Source organism: Enterococcus sp. FZMF, assembly GCF_030263915.1.
Lineage (GTDB): Bacteria > Bacillota > Bacilli > Lactobacillales > Enterococcaceae > Enterococcus_D > Enterococcus_D casseliflavus.
In genome coordinates this window covers 472,054-496,461 of the sequence record NZ_CP127160.1, presented here as the reverse complement: position 1 = coordinate 496,461, position 24,408 = coordinate 472,054, and the positions used below count along the sequence as shown (strand labels likewise).

Genomic DNA, 24,408 nt, shown 5'->3' with positions numbered 1-24,408 from the left:
CGTATCTGTTTTAGCCAAAAAAAGCAGCAGCCTTGGTGACATCCTGAAAAAACGAGACTTTTACGGAGTGGAGAAATCCACTCCTTTTTTATGATCCCCCCTGTTCACTTGCTATTTTTCACATTCTTAACTGATCTGGGCAAAAAGGCGGCAACTGTCGGCTTACTTTTCCAAAAAAAGAGACGACAAAAGAACACCATGCGGCAGCTAAGATACCGCAGGGTGTTCTTGATTCATTGTTTAGCCGTTATAGGCATCAACGATGATTTGTTTCAATTCAGAGATTAGTGGTTCTTTTGGATTTGCTGTTGTACATTGGTCTTCGTAAGCCAATTCAGCCATGCGATCAACTGTTGTATCTAGTGTTTGTTGAGTGACGCCTTGCGCTTTCAAGCTCATGTCGATACCCACAGATTGTCCTAATTCGTAAACAGCTGTTGCCAATGCTTCAACCAATTCAGCCGTTGTTTTGCCTTTAAGGCCTAAGAATTTCGCAATGTCTGCGTAATCTGTATCGGCACGGAAGAAGTCATATTTAGGGAACATTGCATGTTTTTGTGGGTCTTTGGCATTGTAACGGATGATGTGCGGTAAAAGAATCGCATTTGTACGTCCGTGAGGAATACCATATTCACCACCGATTTTGTGGGCTACTGAGTGACAAATACCTAGGAATGCATTGGCGAAGGCCATACCTGCCATTGTTGAGGCATTATGCATTTTTTCGCGAGATTCCATATCAGGTGTTTTCACTGATTTTTCTAAGTAGTCAAAGACTAACTTGATTGCTTGTAAGCTCAATCCACGAGTGTAATCAGATGCCATTACTGACACATAAGATTCGATCGCATGAGTCAAAACGTCCATTCCAGTGTCTGCTGTAACAGAAGCAGGTACTGACATTACGAATTGAGGGTCAACGATTGCAACATCTGGTGTCAATGCGTAATCAGCTAATGGGTACTTCACGTGTGTTTCACTGTCAGTGATAACCGCAAATGGGGTTACTTCAGAACCAGTACCAGACGTTGTTGGGATACAAACGAATTGCGTTTTTTCTGGTTTGTCGATCTTGTATGTCCGTTTACGGATATCTAAGAATTTTTGTTTCGCGCCGAAGAATGAAGTATCTGGGTGCTCATAGAACATCCACATGCCTTTGGCAGCATCCATTGCTGATCCACCACCAAGGGCGATCACTGTATCTGGTTTGAAATCAACCATCATTTTTGTTCCAGCGTAAACGGTGTTTGTTGATGGGTTTGGTTCTACGTCAGAGAAGACTTCGATTTTCACGTCATTTTTACGACGAGCAAGTACTTCACGAACCGTATCGCAATAGCCGAATTGAACCATACCAGGGTCACAAACGATCATGACACGTTCAACGTTTTCCATTTTCTCCAAGTACATTAGAGAGTTCTTTTCAAAGAAGATTTTTGGTGGCAATTTAAACCATTGCATATTATTTCTCCGTTTCGCTACAGTTTTCACGTTGATCAAGTTCACAGCAGAAACATTTCGTGATACAGAATTTTTCCCGTATGAACCACAACCAAGTGTCAATGATGGAATCATTTCGTTGTAGATATTTCCGATACCACCTTCTGCAGATGGTGTGTTAACTAAGATACGGCAAGCTTTCATGCGTAGGCCGAATGCTAATTGCAAGTCTTCGTTTTCAGTGTGGATCACCGCTGTATGGCCTAATCCGCCTAAATCAAGCATTGCTTCACATTTTTCGAACGCGTCTTCTGTGTTGTTTGCTTTGATCATTGCTAAAACTGGAGAAAGTTTTTCTCTTGATAGTGGGTAATCAGCACCGACACCGTCAAGTTCAGCGATCAATAATTTTGTTCCTTCTGGTACGTTGATGCCTGCTAATTTCGCGATTTCCATTGCTGAATGTCCAACGATTGCTGGATTTACGGCATATTTTCCTTCGTTCATCACGGCATCTTCAAGTTTTTGTAATTCTTTTGCTTTTACAACATAGACTTGATGTGCTTCAAATTCTGCTTTCACAGAGGCATAGACTTCTTTATCAACGATCACTGCTTGTTCAGAGGCACAGATCATTCCGTTATCAAAAGTTTTTGATACGATCAAGTCATTGACTGCTCGTTTCACTTTCGCTGTTTTTTCGATATATGCAGGTACGTTCCCTGGTCCAACACCTAATGCAGGTTTACCAGTTGAGTATGCTGCTTTGACCATGCCAGCGCCACCAGTTGCTAATACGATCGCAATTCCTGGGTGGTTCATCAATAAGCCAGTCGCTTCGATTGATGGATGTTCGATCCATTGCACACAGTTTTCAGGTGCCCCAGCAGCGATGGCTGCATCACGAACGATACGTGCAGCTTCTGCTGAACATTTTTGTGCAGATGGGTGGAAAGCAAAAACGATCGGGTTACGTGTTTTCAAAGCGATCATTGCTTTAAAGATCGTTGTAGATGTTGGGTTAGTTGTTGGTGTTACCCCACAAACGACACCAACTGGTTCAGCGATTTCGATCAAGCCTTTTTGTTTGTCTTCATTGATCACGCCGACTGTTTTGTCATGTTTGATACTGTTCCAAATATATTCTGAAGCGTACATGTTTTTGATCGCTTTATCTTCGTAGATACCACGGCCAGTTTCTTCTACTGCCATTTTAGCTAAAGGCATATGTTTGTCTAGTGCTGCCATTGCCATTTCATGAACAATGTGGTCCACTTTTTCTTGATCAAAGCTTTCCATTTCTTTTAACGCCACATTTGCCTTCGTTGCTAAATCGTCAATCATTGCTTGTACGTCGATTGTCACTTCTTTTTCCAATGTCTTAGCCATTGTATGTCCTCCTAGTTTTTAAACATGTTTTGTTTGTTAACTACTTCACATACAGATCATACAACATCTTTTTTCGTTTGTAAATAGTTTTTGTGATTTTTTTCACAGTTATTATGATTTTTCTTTTTTCAAAACCGTTTTCAAGGGTTTCTAAAGAAAAGAAGTGGACAAAAGTTTCGGTTTTTCTTAAGAAACATGTCATGTGCTTAATTGAACAAACGGAAGATTTGCGAAAATATTATATCCTTAATAAATATTATCTCTTCATCTTTTTCCCATTTTCTGTTAAAAGACTAACTCTCTTAAGTAATTATTCATATGACGGCAAATCTAGTACACTCCATTTCTTTAGGCGTTGACTTTTTGCCGTGAATGTATCCTGTTTGAACACCTCACAAGCTTTTAATACAAGCGGTGATGAATTTTCTTCATTTAGCTGTTCGATTGGAAAAAAAGCTGCACCCAATGAATCTTGTCCTGCAAATTGAGAAACGTTTTTCTCAAGGTTGCCAGTGGTTGCTTTAATCTCATAAAAGACACAGATGTGATTATTCATGGACATTCCTTGATAGTGCCAGGGGTACAGAAAATTAATTGTTCCTAATTGATGATAGCTAGTAACGGTCATGCCGGTTTCTTCTTTAAATTCTCGATACAGTGTGTCTTCCAGCAATTCACCTGCCTCCATGCTGCCGCCTGGTAAATCATAGCGGTTTTGATAAGGTCCTGCCTTCTTTTTGATGACGGCCAAGCAGTTGCCTTGAAACAAAATTCCATATACTCCAAATGCGGTATGGTACAACCGAATCCCTCCTAACTTGTATCTATTCTACGTAAATCAAAACAAATCATCAACAGGCTTAGTCGATTTATGTCTTACATCGAACATGCTTGGCTTGATTCATAAAAAAACGACCAGCCATCGCTGATCGTCTTTCTCTTTAAAACAAATCCTCTTGGTCGGCTTCTGTTAGAGGCTTTCCGTGGGCAAGCTGGGAAACAACGTGCGCCATCTTTTTGTAGGAATCATTCAATCCGATTCCGCCTTTTTTCGGCATCTTCAAGATATAGATGTCTTTGGCATAGATTGTCACTGCTGGATTTTCCTCTGACATCGCTGCAGCCCCTGGAATTCCTTGCGCATTGAATACTTTCGTCAATCCTGCTGCCATTTCGCCAAAATTAGGATAATGCATCGCAGGTCCGCAAAGAACGGCATCGGCGTCAAATTTTTTAGCAAACCCCACAAATTTTTTGTTCACTTCTTCTTGATGCTCGTGATAATATTGGTCACCACAATAAAGCGTTGCAACGATTTGTGCGTCTTGCTCTTGAAAAAGTGGATTCAAGGTTCGACCTGGACCAAGGGCAGCTTTTTTGCCGCTTGGCGGCAACTGAGCATTTTCATCACTTCCCATCCCTGCAGTGACATGATTGAGAATCAAAATTATTTTTTTCATGAGCGGTGCCTCTTTTCTTATAGATCATCAAAATCGAAATCATCAAAATTGATTTCCTCTTCTTCTTGTTCAACGGTATCCGCTTCTTCTTTTAGATATTGATTATCTAAGACTTTGATAAACGGATAATAAATAGCCATTCCTAAGAGGATCAACAAGACTTGTAACACGGACGCTTGCCAACCACTGACTAAGAAACCAGAAATAATCGGTGGCGTGGTCCATGGCAGTTGAATTCCATTGGTATAGTTGACTAACCCAAGATCCATACAGAAGTAAGAGATAATAATATTGATCGTTGGCACTAAAGCAAAAGGAATCAGCAGAACTGGATTCAAGACGATCGGTAACCCAAAGATGATGGGTTCATTGATCCCGAAAATACCTGGGATTAACGATAACTGTGATAGTTTTTTGACCCGTTGGCTTTTACAGACTAAGATCATGACTAAAATCAAAGATAATGTCGAACCGCCCCCACCAAAGGTCGCGAACATGTCTTGAAATTGACCGGTGATGATGTTAGGAATTTCTGCGCCATTCTTGAAAGCATCTAAATTTTCAATAGATAATGCTCGTAAGATAGGGTTGAAGACAGCGCCGACCACACTGGAACCATTGATCCCAAAGAACCAGAAAAAATGCAAAAATAGGTAGGCTATGATCATGGCACCTAAAGTATTTCCTAAACTTAACAACGGTGTCTGTAAGAACTTAAAGAGTATCTCTTGCAGATTGCCATAAGACGTCAAGTTGGCTAACCAGTTGGCGATCATAAAGACCGTCACGATCACAAAGCTGGGAATCAACGCCTCAAAGGATTTCACCACAGTTGGGGGAACACCGTCAGGCATTTTGATCGTCCACCCTTTGCGTAATAACGCAACGAACATTCTGGTGGAAATCAAGGCAACAACCATCCCTAAGAACAAACCGCTAGAACCCATCCATCGTAATGGCAGGCTGCCAACTTCATATACTTCCGTAGAGCCTTCTGGTGTGAAAACGGTCGTAAATGGTGTCACGATAAAAAAAGAAACGAGTGAAATAATGGCTGCTTGCATGGCATCAACTTTAAACTGTTTTGCCAAACTATACCCGATCCCACCAACGGCTAAAATCGTCATAATGTCAAAGCTGGCTGTTGCTGGCATATTCAACATCGTTGCCCAGTTGTCTCCCAGCAAACTGCTCATCATCTCGTTCCAATTTGGAATCGGAAAATTGGTCAAGACTAAAAAGAGTGAACCCACGATCAACAACGGTGTGGATAATAAGAAACCATCACGAATCGCAATCAAGTATTTGTTTTCACCGATCGTCTTTGCCATCGGTGTTAACACTTTTTCTAACCAGTTTAAAAATTTCTGCATTTTTCTTCCTCCCATCTGCGTGCTATCTGGCAGATAACACGTAGTCCCCTGTTACTCCAACACTTTTATTACTTTGCTTTGGCTTTTTTGATCAAGCTTAAGGCATCTTTCAACGCTCGTTCGCCATCCATCATGCCGTATGCTTCTGTCGCGATCGTGCCGACTGGAATCCCCATTGGCTCGAAAGTTGCTTTCATTTTGCTATCTAAGTGTCGTACTTGTGGACCTAACAAAATAGCGACTGGTTTTTCTTGTTCGACTTTTTCTTCTGCATGGATCGCAGGGAATGCTTCAATCGTCAAAGGCATGTTGTGCTTTTTGACGACTTCCATCATTTTATTGACCATGATACTCGTTGACATTCCAGCTTCACAAAACAAATAGATTTTTTTCGTTGCCATATCCATTCCTCCAATGTTTGTTTTTCTCAATCGCGGTTGTTAGACCGGCGCTTTGATTCGTTTTTCATAAGCCTCCAACCATTCTTTCGTGATGGGTTCGATCACGGTTGTCTGCTCAGGTCCTGGTGTTGCCATAAAAATAGCAGGCGCTTGATTGGTGGTTGCGACACTAAAGGTAAATTCTACATTGGTTGCCACCCCCCAGCGACCCTGTTTATCTAAGGCGATCAGCGAGAAGGCGCCGGCTTTGCCGTAGCGCTTCTTCAATCGCGCTTCAAAGTCGTAAACGGCTTGATCACATGCTTCTTGCGGTGCTAGCCCTTCTCCCATCAAACGGACGATCTCGTAGGAAAGGCAGCCTTTCATCAAGTCTTCCCCTAACCCTGTGGCAGCGGCACCGCCGATTTCACTATCCACATAAAAACCAGATCCAGATAAAGGTGAATCGCCAACACGACCGCTTTTTTTCATAAATAAACCAGAACTAGAGGTTCCTGCTGCCATGCTTTGGTATTCATCCAGCGCAACTACTCCCACTGTATCGTGGCCGTCATAGGGATCGAGGTTGTTGGCAGCGATCTCTGCTTTGCGCTTTTCCCAAATGGTTTTAGCTCGCGGTGTCAGCATCTCTTTGGGCTGGAATCCTTCGGCAAGCGCATAAGCGACCGCTCCTTGGCCGATCCGAAAACTATTGAATTTCTCCTCACTTAGGCTGCGTGCCACGGAAATAGGATTTTCCACATCGACGATCCCAGCGACGGCACCAATTTTGAAGGTATCACCATCCATGAAGGCAGCGTCCATTTCCAACACGCCTTCTTCGTTGGGCAGTCCGCCATACCCCACCGATTTATAAAATGGATAATCTTCCACTGCTTTAATGGCTGTTTCTACTGCATCTTGGCAGGAGCCTTGTTGCTCTAATATTGCTTTAGCAGCGAGCACGCCATCGTGTGCCATCCGCCATGTAGCAATCATTCCCCACATAACTATCCCTCCATTTTTTCATAGCGCTTTCAAGTATATTCTATACGGTATATACTAGTATGTCTATACTAAAAAAAGAGTTTCTCAAAAAAATTGGAAAAACTCTTCTTCGTTCGTGTCTTCGCTTATTTTGTCAGTGCTTGTAAGCTGCGCAAATAAATTTCAAGATTCGTCCGTAGATCGGCAACCGCCATGTACTCATCTTGGTTATGAGCGATCCCTTTTTGCCCTGGAAAAGACGGACCAAAAGCAAGGATGTTTGGCATCTTGCGGGCGTAGGTTGCTCCTGTAGTCGTCACGGGGGTTGGATCATTCCCCGTTACTTGGTGATAGATCGTCGATAGCTTTTGGATTTCGGGGGCATCTTTTGATCGGCAGAACCCTGGAATGCTGCGAAGGATCGTAAGGCTTGCCCCTTTTGGCAATGCCTTTTGCACCCCAGCGAGCACTTGTTCCTCCGTTACCGATACAGGATAGCGAAAGGCCACTTCTAACGCTAGTCCACTGGCGGATTTTTGGAGAACCACAGGGGTCAAGATCAATTTTCCTGAGTCGGCATCTTCTAGTACCAAATCAAGGCCTTCGCCATAGTACTGCTGGTGAAAACTTTGGGTGATCCACTGCAAAGCTGCTTGCAATGACGGTGTCGCCGCCAGTTGCGGTGCCACTTGCTGCGCAAGTTTTGTAATGGCATTGTCCCCTAGCTCAGGGGCATTGCTAGGGGAGCGTTTGCCTAGTGCTTCAAAGGACTGGCTGCCTACGGTTACCGATAGGTGGTCTGGCACATGATCGCGGAATTGATCGCCAGAAAACGCAGCTAACAGCTGCTGTTCTTGGACGGGCAATGGAAAATCAAGTTGCACATTGACGACACCCCGTTCGCCGTAAACCACTGGATACTTGCAGTCTGGCGTAAAACCAAAACGCGGTGGCTGCTCAACCGCTAGATAATGCGGGATATCCGACATGCCGCTTTCTTCATCTGTACCGAAAATGATCCGCAGCGGTAATTGCGGTTGATGACCAAGGTCTTTCAATACTTTCATGGCAAACAAACAGCTGATGATCGGGCCTTTGTTATCTAAGATCCCTCGGCCATAAAAGTTGCCGTCTTTTTCAGTTAGTGCAAACGGTGGGTAGCTCCAGCCAGAACCTGCCGAGACGACATCCAAGTGTCCTAACACACCGATATAGTCGGTATCCGTTGGTCCCCAATGGGCATAGCCGATCGCATCATCGATGACCGTTGTTTGAAACCCGTATGCTGCACTTTTTTCCATGACATATGCTAACACTTCTCGTGGTCCTGTGCCATAAGGCGCATGAGGCGCCGGCTCACCTTTGACGCTTGCGATCTGCATCACCTCGCTCAAAAGCGTGAGAAATTCTGACCAATTGGCTTCAATACTTGCTGTGAGTGGATCCATTGTCTTCACCTCTAAAGGATTGATTTTATTTTTGACGCACTAATGTATTTTTGAAGGTATATTTGTCTGCTCGGTAATAGGATGTATCGTATAAGATCGGTTTGGCTGATGCGGAATAGGTCATCGAATGGACCAAAAGCATCGGTTCCTCTTGAGGCACCTGTAAAAGTTTCGCAATATCGGCAGGACTTTTCACAGCTTCCACCTCTTGATGGGAATAACCAATCTCGATGTTGGCTTCAATGACTTGATACAAAGACGACTCTAATTGAGCTTTCGTGAGTTCTGCGGTGTCTTCTTGCAGATAGCGTTTCAGTACGTAAAGATTTTCCACCGTCATCGGCTCATCATCAAAGTAGCGCAAGCGCACCAAATAAACGATTGGTTCCTTGGCGTAATCGCCAAACAGCTGACCAATCTCTATCGGGAGCTCTTTGACGGTTTCGATATGCAAAACTTCCGTACGGGTCTTTTTCCCTTGGATTTTGGCGGTCTCGGTAAAACTTTGGAGCCCGCCAGAGCCGCTTTGGATCTTGGGCTGTTTCATGACATAGGTTCCTTTGCCTTTTTCTTTCACTAACAAATTCTGGCCAATCAATAGATCGATGGCTTTGCGCACCGTTAAACGGCTGCACTGAAATTCCTCTGCTAAATCATAATCGGAAGGAAGCTTTTGGCTCGTCACGTACGTACCTTCATGAACCCGTTGCGCAATCTGCTGGGCAATTTCTTGAAATACTGCTTGTTTTTTCAACGTCTCTCCTACTTTCTTTCACTTTGCTACCATTCATAAAACGATCGATTGGCACTGACGCCAGAAGAAACACTGACAAACGCTTGTTCATCGATTCCTTGGATCATGCCTTCGACGGTCTTGAGTTCTCTATGGGAAATGACCAGTAATAATAGTTTTTTCTGTTGATGATCAAATCCACCTTCGACATCGTTGATGACCGTGATGCCTCTCTGCAAGGCACATTGCAACGTCGTAATGACGGGTTCTGCTTTTTCTGTAACGACCAGCAGCTGTACACGCCGCTGCTTCAGGTTGACGTAGTCGACCATCCGCCCACTGATGAAGAAGGAAATGGCACTATAAAAAGCATAAGGCCAGCCAAAGATCAGCCCTGCTGCTAGCTGCAAACTGACATTGAAGCCTATAAAGAAACTGCCGATACTTCTACCAGTGGCTTTTTTCACTAAAATCCCTAAAATGTCAAGCCCACCCGTTGAAAAATCGTCGTTCAATGTCAAGCCCACCGACACCCCGTGCAGCAATCCGCCAAACACGGCATAGATCACCGGATCGGTCGTTAAAGCAATGACCGGTACCACCTTCATCATAACAGAAGACAGGACGACGGTACAAACCGTCATGATGGTAAATTCTCGATCGATTTTGACCCAAGCAACCGCTAACAATGGCGCATTAAAAAAAAGCACCAAAAGCGGGATCGAAAGCTGCAGATTCAACTGCTCATCTAAAAGCTGCGATAACAATTGCGACAAACCAGTGATCCCACTCGCATAAATATTTCCCGGCAGCCAAAAGAGATTTAGGGCAATCGACGACAGCAATGCATAGATCAAAGCAACAAGCATTCGTTTTCTATAACGTGCCATGTTTTTCCTCCTCCACTTCGCTTTTAGTATATATCATTAAGTATATACTGTCACGCAGAAAAAGCAGGCGAAATGAGGGGGAAAACAGGAACGAAGCAATGTAAAAACACGCCAACATCAAGGAGAAAAACGTTGGTATCAAAGGTTTTTTAAGATTTTTTTTAAGCGAGTAAATCACTTGAAATTCGCTAAAAAATGAATAAAATAAAAAGTGTAAAAACAAAAGAATAAAGAAAGGATGATTCTTATGACACATGAGATTGTGCCACGCCGCTCAGATTCATACAGTATGACACCTTTTGGTTTCTTTGAAGATTTTGGCCGCAGTTTTTTTGATGGGTTTAAATCGAACCTGATCAAAACCGATATTCACGAGAATGACACGGAATTTCTCGTTGAAGCAGAACTGCCTGGCATCCCTAAAGAAAATATTCAAGTAACCTATGAAAATGGGGTTTTAACGATTACGGGACAACACCAGACGGATCATGCGACCGAAGATGAAAAAGGACGTCTGGTTCGCAGCGAGCGCAGCTTGACAAGCGTTCGGCGGCAATACCTGTTAGAAAACGTCAAAGAGGATGAAATCAAAGCCTCTTACGCTGAAGGAATTTTGAAATTGACGTTGCCAAAAGACCAAGGCAAACAAGCGTCAAAGAAACTGATTCCGATCGAGTAACGAAGGCAATCAAAGCACCGCAGCAAAACGAGCGATCTCTGTTTTGCTGCGGTGCTTGTTTTACTTTAGAAACTGTCCGACTACTAAAAAAATGCACCATCGCTTCTGAGAAAGCGACGGTGCGTTTGTGCTTATTCTTTGGTTTCGTCTTGGATGCTCGTTGCGTCTTCGACATCAGCTGGTTCGATTTGTGTCTCAACGGATGCAACAGTTCCGGGTTTCACTGTGCGGATCGCTGAACGATCAAACTCTAAGAAAATTCCTTCACAGTCGATGATCACGGTACTTTTTTCTGTGTTGACTTCAGAAAGAACGCCGTGGAGTCCGCCGATGGTTACGACTTCATCGCCAGCTTTCATATTTTCTAAAAGATTTTTACGCTCTTGCTGTTGTTTCTTTTGTGAACGACTCATAAAGAACCACATTGCCACTAAAGCAACCAGCATAAAGAGCATTGGTAAAGATTGTGCCATTTTTTTCACCTCGATTTATTTTCTTTCCTATAAGATACTTTATCAGAATTCCTCTATTATTCCCACCATTTTAGTAGAGAATGTTAGAAATTCCTCGCATTTTCCTTGTTGAAACCATACTCTTCAATAAAATGCTCACGGAACTCCAACAAGTTGTCATCCATGATGGCTTGACGGACATTTTTCATCAGATTCAATAAGAAGTAGACATTGTGGTAAGACGTCAAACGCATACCAAAGGTTTCATCACATTTGATCAAGTGGCGGATGTACGCACGAGAATAGTTTTTACATGTATAGCAATCACACTTCTCGTCAATTGGTCGAAAGTCACGGGCATATTGCGCATTTTTCACGACTAAACGACCTTTTGAAGTCATACAGGTACCGTTTCTTGCGATCCGTGTTGGTAAAACGCAGTCGAACATATCGACACCACGAATCACGCCATCGATCAAGGAATCAGCTGCCCCAACGCCCATCAGGTAACGTGGTTTGTTTTCTGGAATCCAAGGAGTTGTAAATTCCAACACGCGATTCATTTCCGCTTTTGGTTCGCCAACTGACAGGCCACCGATGGAATACCCTGGGAAGTCCATACTGATCAAGTCTTGGGCACTTTGCTTGCGCAAGTCTTCAAATCCTGTACCTTGAATGATCCCAAACAAGCCTTGCCGATCGGGATTGGCATGGGCTTTCAAGCCACGCTCCGCCCAGCGAGCCGTCCGTTCCACCGATTTTTTGACGTAGTCATAGCTTTCATCAAATGGCGGACACTCATCAAAACTCATCATGATATCTGACCCTAATTTGTTTTGGATATCAATCGCTTTTTCAGGAGATAAAAACATTTTCGACCCATTCAAATGGTTTTTGAAATGGACACCTTCTTCGACGATGTTGCGCATTTCGGCTAATGAAAAGACCTGAAAACCACCAGAATCTGTTAAGATTGGTTGATCCCAATTCATAAATTTATGTAAGCCGCCTGCTTCTGCAACAATGTCTTCTCCTGGACGTAACCACAAGTGATAGGTATTGCTTAAAATGACGCCTGCACCCATTTCTTTCAACTCTTCAGGGGCAAGGGTTTTGACCGTTGCTAATGTGCCGACTGGCATGAACATTGGCGTTGGAAAGGTTCCGTGAGGCGTGATCAGTTCGCCTAAACGGGCACCGGTATGCTTTTCTTTCTTTATCAGACGATAACGAATGGCTGGTTCCGTCATTCATTTCCCTACTTTCTCTCTATACTCGATTAACTGTGCAACGCTATCTATGATAAGGGTTGCCCTTACATTTTGCAAGGAAGTTTAAAGAAACTAAGAGTATTTTCTCCTAGTCATGCGAAACATCTATTACTTTTTTTTGAAGATTTAGCGAAAGTTTGCTATCATGTTATTTATATTGAAGGGAGGTTTTTTGAAATGAAATCAAATAGAGAACTAAAAGCAGAAGCAAAAGCAATGCTGCGAGGACGCTGGAAAGACAGTGTTTTGATGTGTATTGTACCGACTTTGATCTCGATCGCTATCGCATTCGTCATTATCGTCCTTACTGTTATTCCATTGTATCAAAGCGGTATGTTCAATGATCTTGGTTCTACCGATGCAGTCAATTCCGCTGGCGGCAGTGGTGGCAGTGGCGGCGGCGGTTTGATCAGCGGTCTATTTTCTGCCTTATTCGGTGCTGGGATCTCTTGGACTTTCCTTGATCTTTTACGCGGTAAAAAACAGTCGATCCAACCCTTTTCTGATGTCTTTCGTGGCTTCAGTGGTGCTTTCGTGTTAGGGATCATCGTCATTTATATTTTGTCGACTATCTTCACGACGTTGTGGACATTCCTGTTTATCATTCCTGGGATCATCAAAGCTTATTCTTATTCTCAAGCATATTTTGTCTTTTATGATACTCATGAAGAAACGGGCATGCGGCCAGATTTTCTCAGCTGCATCACAGGTAGCCGTCATTTAATGAGAGGCTACAAAGGTCAACTGTTCATCCTTGATCTGAGCTTCATCGGCTGGCACATTTTGGCCATCATGACTGCAGGAATCGGCTACTTATGGCTGACACCTTACATCAGTGCAACCAAAGCAGCGTTTTATGACAATCTACCTAAACGAGCACTTGCTTAAAAGATCGGTTCGCCGGTCTTTTTTTTGAGGAAAACGACCTTTTTCTTTTGCAAACGCTTCCGTTTCGTGTTATAGTATACGTGTAAGGAAGGTAGCAACTCTGTTGGTGGTTTTCGTAAATATCGCAAACTCAATCTACTAAAAGTTGTTGAACGTACAAGTTTCACCTAGTACCAAACGTGTAAAGTAACAAGAAGAAAAACGTAACAAGGATCGAACATTTCCATATCGAAAAATGATACGTCTCATTTTGTATCGGAATACACGAAACATGTGTAAGTTTGTAAATGAAAACAAATTTTCGAGAAACATTGCTTTGCATGGACCACAAAAAGCGACCACCACTTATACCTTCCTCTAGTAGTAAGCTGGGCGACAAAAAAGCAGTTCTAAAAGTTGAGAAATTGTTTCAACTTAAAGAGCCGCTTACGTCGCTCAGTTTTTTTTGTTTATTTTAAGAACATCGCATCGCCAAAGCTAAAGAAGCGATACCGCTCATCGATGGCATGCTGGTAGGCAGAAAGTGTTAGGTCGCGTCCTGCAAAGGCACTGACTAACATCACTAAGGTTGATTTTGGTAAATGGAAGTTGGTAGAAAAAGCTTCCACGATTTTAAACTGATAGCCTGGCGTGATAAAAATACTCGTCCACCCACTATCGGCTTTGATTTGCCCATCAAACTTAGTCCCAATGGTTTCTAACGTACGGATCGAAGTCGTACCGACTGCAACGATCTTGCCGCCATTTGCCCGAACCTCGTTCAATTGAGCGGCAGCTTCTTCTGTCAAACGGTAAAATTCGCTGTGCATCTCATGATCAGCGATATTATCGACACTCACTGGACGAAACGTTCCTAAACCAACGTGCAAAGTCAGATAAACCAGCTTGACGCCTTTTGCGGCGATCTGCTCCAGCAATTCTGGGGTAAAATGCAAGCCGGCAGTCGGTGCAGCAGCTGAGCCGTTTTCTTTGGCATAAACCGTTTGATAGCGGTCTGGGTCTTCTAGCCGTTCTTTGATATAAGGCGGTAACGGCATTTCGCCAAGTGATTCCAGAATCTCTAAAAAGATTCCTTTGTATTGAAAACGAATGATCCGGCCGCCGTGATCGAGCTCTTCTTCCACCACTGCCTCTAATCGTCCGTCGCCAAAGGTGATCTTCGTGCCGACTTTGGCTCTTTTGGCTGGCTTGATCAAGGTTTCCCACGTATCCCCTTCAATATTATTCAGTAAAAGGATTTCCAAATGGGCACCTGTTTCTTGTTTTTCGCCATAGATACGAGCTGGTAATACCCGCGTATCATTCATCACCAAAGCATCCCCTGGTGCCAATTCATCAATGATGTTATAGAAGTGCTTGTCCTCAAATTTGCCAGTCTCACGGTCAACCACTAATAAACGGGAACTTGAGCGATCGCTTAATGGCGTTTGGGCGATCAGTTCTTCCGGTAATTCAAAATCAAAATCTTCAGTTGTAAGCATGTTGTTCCTCTCTTTCCCTAAATTCTTCTCTATTCTAGCATGTTTTTATAAAAATTGAAAAAACAGCTTTTTATTCTGCCCTTTCTTAGAAAAAAATAAAGAGACTGCTGCCAAGGCGTTCTGCAGAAAAACCCCCTTTTTCCCAATGAAAAATAACGGGGGATCTTCGCCGTTTCTATTCCCTATGCATCGCTCCTTAATTTGGACTTGCTTCTGGCGCTATTTTTGGTTTTGCCTATACAATTATGAAAAAAATGGGCAGATTATTTGAATAACAAGGGACTTTTCGGCATACTTAGTACAGATTCTAAGCCATTATTCAGATTGCTTAAATAAAAATAGAGGTGACATCATGATTGAGTTTCAGCAGGTATCCAAAATTTACAAAGGTGGTAAAGTCGCTGTTGAAGATGTGAATCTTTCCTTTGAAAAAGGCGAATTCATTTGCTTCATCGGGACAAGTGGTAGCGGAAAGACGACTTGTATGCGGATGATCAACCGTATGACGGATCCTTCTAAAGGAAAAATCTTGATCAATGGAAAAAGCGTTACAGAGATCAACCCAGTGGAATTACGCCGTCAAATCGGCTATGTGATCCAAAGCATCGGTTTGATGCCTCACATGACGATTCGGGAAAACATTACATTGGTTCAAAAATTGTTAAAAGTCAGCCAAGAAGAACGCAACAAAACTGCCGAGCGCATGATCGATTTGGTGGAATTGCCGCGAGAAATGCTCGACCGTTACCCCAACGAATTATCTGGGGGGCAACAGCAACGGATCGGTGTTGTCCGTGCCTTGGCAGCTGACCAAGATGTCATCTTAATGGATGAGCCTTTTGGCGCACTAGACCCAATCACTCGTGATTCCCTACAAGATTTGGTCAAAGACTTGCAAGAACGGCTTGGAAAAACCGTCGTCTTCGTTACCCATGATATGGATGAAGCATTGAAACTTGCTAGCCGCATCGTGATCATGAGTGAAGGAAAAGTCATTCAATTTGATACACCAGAAAATATTCTGCAACACCCAGCAACACCGTTTGTGGAAGAATTGATCGGTGAAGACCGCTTGTTGCAAGCAAAACCTGACACAACGCCAGTCAAAGACGTGATGTTGAATACCCCGATCGCTATCACACCAGAAAAATCCTTACAAGAAGCGATTCATTTGATGCGGGAAAAACGGGTCGATACCTTGCTGGTTACCGACAATAGCAACGTGTTAAAAGGCTACATCGATGTCGAATCCATCGACCGCAACCGTGGCAAAGTTACTAGTGTCGGCGATATCTTGAACAAAGATGTCTTTTTCGTTCGTGAAACCGCCTTGTTGCGGGATACCTTGCAACGCATTTTAAAACGCGGCTTAAAATATGTGCCGGTAGTAGATGCCGACAAACATTTAGTCGGGATTTTGACCCGTGCTTCCTTAGTTGATATCGTTTATGACGTGATTTGGGGCGATGAGCCATCGATCATGGAAGCCATTGAGTCGGCGAAACCTGAAGAAACTGAGGAGGTCTAGCGCATGCAAAGCTTCTTTAATGAATATGGCGGCCAATTGGTCACCAAAAGTCTCGAACATTTGTATATCTCCTTTGCTGCTTTGCTCTTAGGGATTCTTGTTGCTGTACCGATCGGTGTGATCTTGACCCGTTTCCCCAAAGCAGCAACGGTCGTGATCGGCATCACCAGTGCGCTGCAGACCGTGCCTTCTTTGGCACTATTGGCATTGATGATCCCGATTTTAGGTGTCGGAAAAGTCCCTGCTATCGTCGCTCTTTTCATTTATTCCTTGTTGCCGATTTTGCGAAATACCTACATTGGAATGAAAAAAGTCGATTGGAATTACCGCGATGTTGCCAAAGGGATGGGGATGACCAACTTGCAGTCGATCATCAGTGTGGAATTACCCCTAGCGATCCCAACGATCATGGCAGGGATCCGCTTATCGGCCGTGTATGTTTTAGCCTGGGCTACCTTGGCTTCTTACATTGGTGCCGGTGGACTTGGTGATTTGATCTTTAGCGGACTAAACAACTACCAACCGCCTTTGATTTTTGCTGGGACGATTCCAGTGACGATCTTTGCTTTATTAGCTGACTGGTTACTGGGTTTGTTAGAAAACAAACTGACACCAGCTGCCTTAAGGGGGGATGCGTAATGAAAAAAACTTCAAAATTAGCGCTGTTGTTTTCCTTAAGTGTCGCTTTACTGTCCGGTTGTTCCTTTCCCGGTTTAGCCTCGACTTCTGATGAGAATACCGTGGCGATCACAGGTGGGATCACTTCCGAAGCCCAAATTCTTGGCGCGGTGGTTGCCGGTATGGTCGAACACTATACGGATAAAAACACAACCGTCATTAACAACTTAGCAACAACGACCATCAATCACCAAGCGATGATGAATGGCGATGCGTCGATCTCAGCTGCCCGCTACACAGGAACTGACTTGACCACGACGTTAGGGTTGGAGCCAGAATCTGATCCACAAGCCGCCTTTGACAAAGTCAAATCAGAATTTGAGCAACGGTACCAACAGACTTGGTTCCCTTCTTACGGCTTTGATAACACGTATGTCTTTCTTGTCAGAAAAGATACTGCCGAAGAATACGGATTGGAAAAAGTCAGTGACTTGAAAGATGTCGCAGATCAATTGGTTGCAGGGGTCGATACCGCGTGGATCACACGGGTCGGCGATGGGTACGATGGCTTCCAGAAAGCCTATGGGTTCTCTTTCCAAAACATCCTACCAATGCAGATCGGTCTCGTCTATGATGCTGTTGATAACGGAAAAATGGATATCGTTTTAGGGTACTCAACCGACGGCCGGATCGGCAGTTACGATCTCGTGATGCTGGAAGATGATCTAAACTTCTTCCCGCCTTATGATGCCGCACCGATCGTCGATGACAAATTGTTGAAAGAAACACCTGAAATCGGCGATGCCCTGAACAAATTAGCAGGCAAAATCGATACCGAAAAAATGCAAGAATTGAATTACCAAGTGGATAATGACCTTCTAGAACCAACGGTAGTTGCCGAACGTTTCTTAGAAGAAAATAATTACTTCGAAGGAGAGTGACGAAATGGCAGACATGAATTTATTCCAACAATTTCTTTTCTATTTTCAAGAAAATGGCGGCTATGTTTTTGCTCAGTTCATTCGTCACTTCTTGATTTCAATCTACGGGGTACTTTTTGCCTCGATCGTCGGGATTCCAATCGGGATCTTGATTTCTAAAAAAATGCGTTTGGCAGATTGGGTGATTCGTTTCGCCAATATCATCCAGACGATTCCATCTTTAGCGATGATCTCGATTTTAATGATCGGCATGGGCTTAGGTGTGAATGTCGTGATTTTAACGATTTTCCTTTATTCTTTGTTACCGATCATCAAAAATACCTATACCGGCATGCGCCAAGTCGACCGCAATACGTTAGATGTCGGCAAAGGGATGGGGATGACTAGCTGGCAGCGATTGTATATGATCGAATTGCCATTGTCTGTTTCGGTGATCATGGCAGGGATTCGAAACGCCTTAGTCGTGGCGATCGGTATCACCGCTATTGGCGCTTTCGTTGGTGCTGGTGGACTGGGGGACATCATCATCCGCGGAACCAATGCGACGGATGGTGCATCGATCATCTTAGCCGGTGCTTTACCAACTGCCTTGATGGCGATCATTACGGATCTTGGATTAAGCTTTATTGAACGCCGCTTAGATCCCGCCAGCCGTACTTCACGCTAAACTTATTTGGAAAAAGCAAAAGCCGTTGTGACCATTTATTGGTCGCAACGGCTTTTTTGGTTCGGTCATTTTTCAGAAAAGCATCGCTTCAGCCGCTTCCCTTTTTAGGGTTAACGCCCTGCTCTTTTTTGCTATTTATTCATTCCGTATACTTCGACTTCATAGATTCGGGCTGCTGAGTCTGCTCCTTGTGTTGGTTTATCGATACTGATTTTTACATATTGCACCTTCTTGACAGCAAACGTATTGGTGCTATTGCCCGCTTCATTTTTCAACGTTCGTGAAACTGGCTCATAGTCTTTGCCGTCTTCACTTACGAGCACCGTATACGCCCGCGTATTCATGTCTGGGCCTTCTCCACCAGCTTCCGCATGGGCGAGGCGTACTTCACTGACCGTTTGTGGTCGACCGAGATCGATCATCAACTCATGAGGCGCATTGCCTGTCGCACACCACTTCGTACTCAAATCACCATCGAGGGCAAAAGCTGGTGCTTCGGCATCATTGACAAACGATGAAGCAGTTGCTTCGGCATCTTTTGAAAGCAGCATTAACTCTTTTGGCGCATCAGCAGAAATCGTGATCAATCCCGCCATTTCCAGAGGGGTCTCTCCTGCTTCGTTTTTGGCAACAAGCGTGACTTTGTAGGTACCTGGTTCCGAATAGGTCACTTGGGGATTTTCTTCTGTACTGCTGGTGATATCGCCGCCTTCAAACGTCCATTCAAATGCTTCGGCATTCGCAGATGAGGTATTCGTGAAGGTGATCGTTTCCCCCGGTGCCGCTAAGGTTTTAGAGGCTGTAAAGGCTGCTTTTGGCAGCTGATTGTTTGGCCAAGTGATCTCCACCGTATCGGATAGCTTGCCACGATTGCCATAGCGATCCACTGCCACCACCGCGAACTTGGTTTTCGTCCCTTTTGGTCGTTCAATGGCATTCAAATAGTGGTTGGTTGCTGGCGTAGCTGCTAAGAAAGAGCGTGAGCCGTCATCGTTCATTTGATAGACCTCATAAACCACAGCTGTCTTGTCCTTGGCAGCTTCCCACGTTAAACGGACACCCGCATAGTTGCCCTCTTCTTCATCAAAGAGCACATCCTCCACCGTCAATGCTTCGGCAGCGAATTTCTCCGCTCTCTGATCTCCGATCGTTAATTGCCCTAGATTCAACTCATAGACATCACTGGTATCTTTCGTGGTTATGTCATAACCGATCGCTGTCACTTCCCCTTTGATGTCTTTCAATGAGTAAGTGATCGTCGTCCAGTCTGTTGCGACCTCTTTGTCTCCTTTGATCGTTTGTGTCGAACCATCGGCTAAAGTCACGACCAAATCAAGAGCTGTCGGTACCGTTGCTTTGACAGTCGTCGTCAGCTTCGTCTTTTTCGTCACAGGAAATGCTGTCTGATACAATGCCATGTGACTGGTACTGCCTTTTGTCATCTGTCCACGTAGTTTCAGTGCATTTCCACCATTATAGGCATCCGCATAATTGATTGATACAGCCAAATCATTGTCTTTTCCATGATCAAAGACCCAACGATAGGTCGGCAAAATAGCTTGCAAGCTTCGGTTGTTCCAATTGCGGCTGGACACTTTTTCTCCCTCGATAAAATAGTTGTAGCCATTCCCCAGACTAAAATTCGTCACAAAAGGCAGCTCTGTGATAGCGGTCTGTTCCAGGGCATAGGTGGAGATCCCAGGCCACTCTGTCGCTTCTGGCAGCTGGCTTTCCCGAGGATCGCCCGTGTTATTGACCCAAAAAGCATTCTCTTTGCTTTGGAAATCATCCGGCGTACTAGCAGAAGAATAGGTCCAGCTAGGCACATACAGGCCCAATGAGGTATAAGGAACGCCTCTTTCATCCGTAAACAGATCCCAGCGCACAGGCGTTGAATAGCCATTTTCTTGTACATCGATCCCAGCAAAAAGATCGTAAGGATCGACACCGATTTCACGGGCTTTTTCATTGGAGGCCTTCAACAGCTCCTTGTCCGCCAGTTTGTCAGTGGTCCACCAGAAATTCAAGAACATACTATCTGCCAATGGGTTCATCTCTGCATCCACCAAATAGGCTTTGTTCTTATCCGTCAAAGCGTTTTGCCAATCCATTTTCCCATCACTCGTCATGGAATCATACCACATGATCTCTAAATGCTCGTCGGCTTGTTCTTTGAATTGGGCGATCAATTCTTGCATCGCTTTGGCGTGGCTTTCATTTAGTCCTTTACCATCAGCCCCCGATTGTTCGACACCTTCCGCTGCATCATCAAAACTAGTGACCGCCGTATCGGTTTCTTGATTGATGAACCAGCCATCAAAGCCATACGTATTGGCAACTTCGATCATTTTTTCTACGATCGGAAAATTGCCATCCTCATCCTTAGCTAAAAACGTATCTAGCCATTCCAACTTCCCACCATGGGCAGTTTGTGGAAAGAAGATCGTTCCTAAAACCGGCACGCCATTCCTATGAGCAGCATCTGTCACATCAGGACTTGGTGGTACGATGATCCCTTCGCCAGAAGAGCCGCCCCAATAAACCAATTGATCGATGTATTGCCAATAAGAAAAGACATTGGCATCAAAGGTATTGATCCCACGTGGTGCATTGCCGCTCGTACTGCTATTCATGATCGAAAGCGCCACGACTTTGGTTTCTGCCGTTTGCGTGTCATTCATCTTCGGCAACGTCTCTTTAGCTGCCCGCTGCGCTAATGGAACAACGCTGGTATTGTATTTCGCATCTGGATCTTTTTCAAAAGACCATGCCAACAAATCCTCTGGGAACCAATAAGACGACTCCGGTTGATTGTCCATCGCTTTTTCCAACGTACTTTTGGCTGTTTCTTGGTAAACGACTTTTCCAGTTGTCTTCGCCTCACTTTGGGTGCAGCCACCGATTGCCGTTGCCGCTGCCAACACCAACAAAGATGCGCCAACTTTACTGATTTTCCTTGTCACACTTCTTCCTCCTTGTTTTACATAAACCCGCCAACATTCCTACACTAAAACGATAACGCTTTCAAAGACCGGAATATAGGAACAAATTAAAGAAATCATGCAACAAATCCAAGAAGGTTGAGTTTAGAAAAAAAAGAGCCTCCTTTTTGGGAAGCTCTTGGTCAACTAGCTAAAAAATCAGCTCTTCACACTTCATTCATAATGTGTCCATGCAGAATAAATTTCCACAACTTTATTTTTCTCATCAACTTTGTAAACCACTCGATGTTGCCTACTCAGCCTACGTGAATATCTGCCTTCATGTGTAGGTCTCAGCTTTTCAAAAGACTGCGTGGGCATATATGGATCTTCCTTCAAGGCCTGAATCACTTCTTCAAACTGTTTTTTTAAATTCGATTGTTTGATTTTCCTTAGATCCACTTTCGCAGAGTTTTTGATTGTGACCGTATCACTCCTCATCAAAGAGCTTGCCAATCAATATCATCGATATCCGTAAAGCCACTGTCGTCTTTTTCGCGGTCTCGTACCTTTTCTAGAGTACCTGTTTGCTCAAGAAAAAGGGTTTCTTGAATCGCTCTCCAGTCTCCTAGCCCAATCAACACCGCATTGTTTCCACTTCGATCACTAATAATCTCAATTTCAGTATGGTTTTCATTTACATCTTTCAATAACTGATAAAAATTTTTACGAGCAGTGCTAGGATTCATCGTTGTTTTAGCCATTGCCACTCCTCCTTTTCTTGATATAATTATAGCGTACCTGATTGAGTACATCAAAAATACAATAACGTACTCATATACAGCGAACTTTCCCCGTTATTTTTACATAGAAAAAAAGAGCCTCCTTTTAGGGAAGCTCTTTGGCCCTGCTTACTTCTTACTCCTTTCCAACGAGCGGCAGCCAAACGCGCATTTCGCCTATGCCCCGATTGCCCCATAAATGGTATGGGATCAGTTGCCACGTACGAGGTATGACCGTTTCCGCTCGTTCTTCGTAAAGGGTTGTTCCCGACCATTCTTCGCTTTGGTAGCCTTTGATCGCCAAGCGTAAAGTAGTTGGCAACAACGTATCCTCTTTCGAAAAGGTCGCCTCCAGCGCCTGTGGGTCGATGCGGCAACGCCAGAGTGCTTGACCATTGTCGGCTTCTTCTATGCAATACACGAAGGGGCCACGTTGCAATGCGACTTGATTGATGTCTTGAATAACTTGAGGATTCGCACGCAAGATTTGCAATGGTTGTTCAAAACGGATATTGGCCGTCACGTTTTCGACTGCCTCAAAGATGATTGCCTCGTTCGTCTCCTGCCATTCGTGTTCACTATCGATTTGAAACTTACTTAGTCCGTTAGGTTTGTGGATGATGAGCGTCTTTGGAATGCCTTGATAGCGAATCGTGAGGTCCTCTGTAAAAGGAAACCCGCCCGTTTGTTCAAACGTAAATTGATCAGGTTCTTCTAAACGGCTTGCTACAAATAAATTCACGTAAAGCTTCTCTTGATCGCAAGTGTAAACCAAGCGCTGCAGCGAAGCGACCATCCGTGCAAAATTGGGCGGACAACACGCACAACCGAGCCAATCGGGTCGTTGGGCTTTGACGTGACCTTTGCCAGGATTTTCTTGATCTCGTTGGGGATTGACCTCCAAAGGATTCACGTAGAAAAAGTGTTTGCCGTCAATTGCCGCACCAGAAAGGACGCTATTATACAACGCTCGTTCCATCGTCGCTAAATATTTTGGTTCATTGGTTAGTTTGAACAGCTCAAAAGAAAATTGGACCAATGCAATAGCTGCACAGGTTTCACAATACATCGTATCATTTGGCAAATCATAGGGACCGACAAAGGCTTCCCCGTGAACGGTTGAGCCGACGCCACCGGTCACATACATTTTCTTACAGGCGATGTCTTCCCAAATCGCTTCGCAAGCGTCGATTAATGCTTGATCTTGGGTATGCTGGGCGACTTTTGCCATCCCGCTTGCCATATACAGCATTCGTACCGCATGACCTTTGGCTTCATGCTGCTTTTTAGGTTGATCGTAGGCTTGTAAATAGGTGAGGTCTACCCTTGGCGTTTCATCTGATAAGCCATCCGCTTGGTTTTTCAAGATTTCTTTTTCGTAAAAGGCAGGATCTTCCCCACGTACTTCAAGAAAGAAATCAGCTAATGTCAAATAGGTTTGTTTACCGGTGTATTCATACAAACGCACCAGAGCCAATTCGATCTCTTGATGGCCATCAGCACCTTGAATTTTTCCAGGCTCCCGCCCAAAATACGTGCAAATATTGGCGATATTTTTCTCTGCCACGGTCAGCAATTTATCCTTGCCTGTTGCTTGATCATAAGCGATAGCCGCTTCGACTAGATGCCCGGCACAATAAAGTTCATGACTGAAATACAGCTGACGGTATTTTAACTTCGGTCGGGTCAATTGAAAGAAGGTATTTAAGTATCCATCCGCTTCTTGCGCAGCAGCAACTAAGTCAATCACTTCATCTACTGTCGTTTCCAACTGCGGATCGCTAGTATTCAACAAGCTATACCCAGCCGACTCGATCCATTTGTAGACATCACTATCTTGGAAAAACCAGCCAAAATGTTCCCCTTCCATTTGCCCTGCAGCGATGCGAAAATTCGCCAATGCATGGCTTTTCCCAGCTGGCAAATTGGGATCTTCCCGTTCTGCTTGAACATCTACATCGATTTCATCATTTAGGACTTGGTATTGGTAAGGAATCGTTTCTTTGCGAACAAGCTCTTGGTATCCTTGCCAAAACTCGTCCGTGAGCTGGATCTTGTTTAATGCGAATTCTTTCAT

The 24,408-nt window shown here is 44.1% G+C and carries 22 protein-coding genes; 6 read left to right on the top strand and 16 right to left on the bottom strand.

The window, feature by feature from the left end:
• Positions 1-240: 240 nt before the first annotated feature.
• The 9 genes from adhE to QN079_RS02315 all read right to left on the bottom strand — a co-directional run bounded on the left by adhE (position 241) and on the right by QN079_RS02315 (position 10,103).
• The gene (gene adhE / locus QN079_RS02355) at positions 241-2,832 is read right to left on the bottom strand and encodes a bifunctional acetaldehyde-CoA/alcohol dehydrogenase (RefSeq protein WP_010748754.1); all 2,592 of its coding nucleotides are present in this window, start codon (positions 2,830-2,832) and stop codon (positions 241-243) included.
• A 310-nt stretch (positions 2,833-3,142) separates the two neighbouring features.
• Positions 3,143-3,634 carry an NUDIX hydrolase gene (locus QN079_RS02350; RefSeq protein WP_118215770.1) on the bottom strand — a complete coding sequence of 164 codons (492 nt, stop codon included), beginning with the start codon at positions 3,632-3,634 and terminating at the stop codon, positions 3,143-3,145.
• A 139-nt stretch (positions 3,635-3,773) separates the two neighbouring features.
• Positions 3,774-4,292: a GrdB-related putative oxidoreductase gene (locus QN079_RS02345; RefSeq protein ID WP_074934382.1), complete on the bottom strand. Its 519-nt coding sequence runs from the start codon at positions 4,290-4,292 to the stop codon at positions 3,774-3,776.
• A 17-nt stretch (positions 4,293-4,309) separates the two neighbouring features.
• On the bottom strand, positions 4,310-5,665 hold the full coding sequence (gene celB / locus QN079_RS02340) for a PTS cellobiose transporter subunit IIC (protein ID WP_086339082.1): 1,356 nt from the start codon (positions 5,663-5,665) through the stop codon (positions 4,310-4,312).
• 68 nt (positions 5,666-5,733) lie between these two features.
• On the bottom strand, positions 5,734-6,066 hold the full coding sequence (locus tag QN079_RS02335) for a PTS sugar transporter subunit IIB (RefSeq protein ID WP_005227348.1): 333 nt from the start codon (positions 6,064-6,066) through the stop codon (positions 5,734-5,736).
• A 39-nt stretch (positions 6,067-6,105) separates the two neighbouring features.
• Positions 6,106-7,053, bottom strand: a complete 948-nt coding sequence (locus QN079_RS02330; RefSeq protein ID WP_118215771.1) for a glycosylasparaginase — start codon at positions 7,051-7,053, stop codon at positions 6,106-6,108.
• A 125-nt stretch (positions 7,054-7,178) separates the two neighbouring features.
• A complete protein-coding gene (locus tag QN079_RS02325; RefSeq protein WP_118215050.1) occupies positions 7,179-8,480 on the bottom strand; it encodes a Sapep family Mn(2+)-dependent dipeptidase in 1,302 nt (433 codons plus the stop codon).
• 25 nt (positions 8,481-8,505) lie between these two features.
• Positions 8,506-9,234 carry a GntR family transcriptional regulator, LSA1692 subfamily gene (locus QN079_RS02320; protein WP_118215049.1) on the bottom strand — a complete coding sequence of 243 codons (729 nt, stop codon included), beginning with the start codon at positions 9,232-9,234 and terminating at the stop codon, positions 8,506-8,508.
• 26 nt (positions 9,235-9,260) lie between these two features.
• The gene (locus tag QN079_RS02315) at positions 9,261-10,103 is read right to left on the bottom strand and encodes a YitT family protein (RefSeq protein ID WP_118215048.1); all 843 of its coding nucleotides are present in this window, start codon (positions 10,101-10,103) and stop codon (positions 9,261-9,263) included.
• Positions 10,104-10,350: 247 nt separating this feature from the next.
• Here QN079_RS02315 and QN079_RS02310 point away from each other — a divergent pair, with 247 nt between their 5' ends.
• Positions 10,351-10,782, top strand: a complete 432-nt coding sequence (locus QN079_RS02310) for an Hsp20/alpha crystallin family protein (protein ID WP_289230363.1) — start codon at positions 10,351-10,353, stop codon at positions 10,780-10,782.
• A 131-nt stretch (positions 10,783-10,913) separates the two neighbouring features.
• Here QN079_RS02310 and yajC read toward each other — a convergent pair whose 3' ends face one another.
• The gene (yajC, locus tag QN079_RS02305) at positions 10,914-11,255 is read right to left on the bottom strand and encodes a preprotein translocase subunit YajC (protein ID WP_005232170.1); all 342 of its coding nucleotides are present in this window, start codon (positions 11,253-11,255) and stop codon (positions 10,914-10,916) included.
• Between the two features lie 83 nt (positions 11,256-11,338).
• Positions 11,339-12,484: a tRNA guanosine(34) transglycosylase Tgt gene (gene tgt, locus QN079_RS02300; RefSeq protein ID WP_118215046.1), complete on the bottom strand. Its 1,146-nt coding sequence runs from the start codon at positions 12,482-12,484 to the stop codon at positions 11,339-11,341.
• 198 nt (positions 12,485-12,682) lie between these two features.
• Between tgt and QN079_RS02295 the strand changes: the two genes are divergently transcribed.
• Positions 12,683-13,393: a DUF975 family protein gene (locus tag QN079_RS02295; protein ID WP_289230362.1), complete on the top strand. Its 711-nt coding sequence runs from the start codon at positions 12,683-12,685 to the stop codon at positions 13,391-13,393.
• 449 nt (positions 13,394-13,842) lie between these two features.
• On the opposite strand, the gene queA is transcribed toward QN079_RS02295, so the two are convergent.
• Entirely contained in the window at positions 13,843-14,874 is a 1,032-nt protein-coding gene (queA, locus tag QN079_RS02290) for a tRNA preQ1(34) S-adenosylmethionine ribosyltransferase-isomerase QueA (protein ID WP_010748742.1), read from the bottom strand.
• A 352-nt stretch (positions 14,875-15,226) separates the two neighbouring features.
• Between queA and QN079_RS02285 the strand changes: the two genes are divergently transcribed.
• Genes QN079_RS02285 through QN079_RS02270 form a run of 4 tightly spaced genes read left to right on the top strand, consistent with a single transcriptional unit; the run spans position 15,227 to position 18,628 of the window.
• Positions 15,227-16,402 carry a betaine/proline/choline family ABC transporter ATP-binding protein gene (locus QN079_RS02285; RefSeq protein ID WP_005227327.1) on the top strand — a complete coding sequence of 392 codons (1,176 nt, stop codon included), beginning with the start codon at positions 15,227-15,229 and terminating at the stop codon, positions 16,400-16,402.
• A gap of 3 nt (positions 16,403-16,405) precedes the next feature.
• Positions 16,406-17,041: an ABC transporter permease gene (locus QN079_RS02280; protein WP_016609633.1), complete on the top strand. Its 636-nt coding sequence runs from the start codon at positions 16,406-16,408 to the stop codon at positions 17,039-17,041.
• Positions 17,041-17,961 (top strand): osmoprotectant ABC transporter substrate-binding protein, encoded by a 921-nt coding sequence (locus tag QN079_RS02275; protein ID WP_005227318.1) that lies wholly within the window; start codon positions 17,041-17,043, stop codon positions 17,959-17,961. Before QN079_RS02280 ends, QN079_RS02275 begins: the two co-directional genes overlap by 1 nt.
• 4 nt (positions 17,962-17,965) lie before the next feature.
• Positions 17,966-18,628, top strand: a complete 663-nt coding sequence (locus QN079_RS02270) for an ABC transporter permease (protein ID WP_005227316.1) — start codon at positions 17,966-17,968, stop codon at positions 18,626-18,628.
• Positions 18,629-18,759: 131 nt separating this feature from the next.
• On the opposite strand, the gene QN079_RS02265 is transcribed toward QN079_RS02270, so the two are convergent.
• The 4 genes from QN079_RS02265 to QN079_RS02250 form a co-directional block, all read right to left on the bottom strand.
• The gene (locus QN079_RS02265) at positions 18,760-21,591 is read right to left on the bottom strand and encodes an endo-beta-N-acetylglucosaminidase (RefSeq protein ID WP_289230361.1); all 2,832 of its coding nucleotides are present in this window, start codon (positions 21,589-21,591) and stop codon (positions 18,760-18,762) included.
• A gap of 192 nt (positions 21,592-21,783) precedes the next feature.
• Positions 21,784-22,050, bottom strand: a complete 267-nt coding sequence (locus QN079_RS02260) for a Txe/YoeB family addiction module toxin (protein WP_087626849.1) — start codon at positions 22,048-22,050, stop codon at positions 21,784-21,786.
• Positions 22,050-22,313 carry a type II toxin-antitoxin system Phd/YefM family antitoxin gene (locus QN079_RS02255; protein ID WP_010748737.1) on the bottom strand — a complete coding sequence of 88 codons (264 nt, stop codon included), beginning with the start codon at positions 22,311-22,313 and terminating at the stop codon, positions 22,050-22,052. Before QN079_RS02255 ends, QN079_RS02260 begins: the two co-directional genes overlap by 1 nt.
• Before the next feature lie 154 nt (positions 22,314-22,467).
• Positions 22,468-24,408, bottom strand: a complete 1,941-nt coding sequence (locus QN079_RS02250) for a glycoside hydrolase family 127 protein (RefSeq protein ID WP_289230360.1) — start codon at positions 24,406-24,408, stop codon at positions 22,468-22,470.

Coding starts and splice junctions, on each gene's coding strand:
- adhE (WP_010748754.1), bottom strand. CDS start 2,832: ATGGCTAAGACATTGGAAAAAGAAGTGACAATCGACGTACAAGCAATG.
- QN079_RS02345 (WP_074934382.1), bottom strand. CDS start 4,292: ATGAAAAAAATAATTTTGATTCTCAATCATGTCACTGCAGGGATGGGA.
- celB (WP_086339082.1), bottom strand. CDS start 5,665: ATGCAGAAATTTTTAAACTGGTTAGAAAAAGTGTTAACACCGATGGCA.
- QN079_RS02335 (WP_005227348.1), bottom strand. CDS start 6,066: ATGGCAACGAAAAAAATCTATTTGTTTTGTGAAGCTGGAATGTCAACG.
- QN079_RS02330 (WP_118215771.1), bottom strand. CDS start 7,053: ATGTGGGGAATGATTGCTACATGGCGGATGGCACACGATGGCGTGCTC.
- QN079_RS02325 (WP_118215050.1), bottom strand. CDS start 8,480: ATGGATCCACTCACAGCAAGTATTGAAGCCAATTGGTCAGAATTTCTC.
- QN079_RS02315 (WP_118215048.1), bottom strand. CDS start 10,103: ATGGCACGTTATAGAAAACGAATGCTTGTTGCTTTGATCTATGCATTG.
- QN079_RS02310 (WP_289230363.1), top strand. CDS start 10,351: ATGACACATGAGATTGTGCCACGCCGCTCAGATTCATACAGTATGACA.
- yajC (WP_005232170.1), bottom strand. CDS start 11,255: ATGGCACAATCTTTACCAATGCTCTTTATGCTGGTTGCTTTAGTGGCA.
- tgt (WP_118215046.1), bottom strand. CDS start 12,484: ATGACGGAACCAGCCATTCGTTATCGTCTGATAAAGAAAGAAAAGCAT.
- QN079_RS02295 (WP_289230362.1), top strand. CDS start 12,683: ATGAAATCAAATAGAGAACTAAAAGCAGAAGCAAAAGCAATGCTGCGA.
- queA (WP_010748742.1), bottom strand. CDS start 14,874: ATGCTTACAACTGAAGATTTTGATTTTGAATTACCGGAAGAACTGATC.
- QN079_RS02285 (WP_005227327.1), top strand. CDS start 15,227: ATGATTGAGTTTCAGCAGGTATCCAAAATTTACAAAGGTGGTAAAGTC.
- QN079_RS02280 (WP_016609633.1), top strand. CDS start 16,406: ATGCAAAGCTTCTTTAATGAATATGGCGGCCAATTGGTCACCAAAAGT.
- QN079_RS02275 (WP_005227318.1), top strand. CDS start 17,041: ATGAAAAAAACTTCAAAATTAGCGCTGTTGTTTTCCTTAAGTGTCGCT.
- QN079_RS02270 (WP_005227316.1), top strand. CDS start 17,966: ATGGCAGACATGAATTTATTCCAACAATTTCTTTTCTATTTTCAAGAA.
- QN079_RS02260 (WP_087626849.1), bottom strand. CDS start 22,050: ATGAGGAGTGATACGGTCACAATCAAAAACTCTGCGAAAGTGGATCTA.
- QN079_RS02255 (WP_010748737.1), bottom strand. CDS start 22,313: ATGGCTAAAACAACGATGAATCCTAGCACTGCTCGTAAAAATTTTTAT.
- QN079_RS02250 (WP_289230360.1), bottom strand. CDS start 24,408: ATGAAAGAATTCGCATTAAACAAGATCCAGCTCACGGACGAGTTTTGG.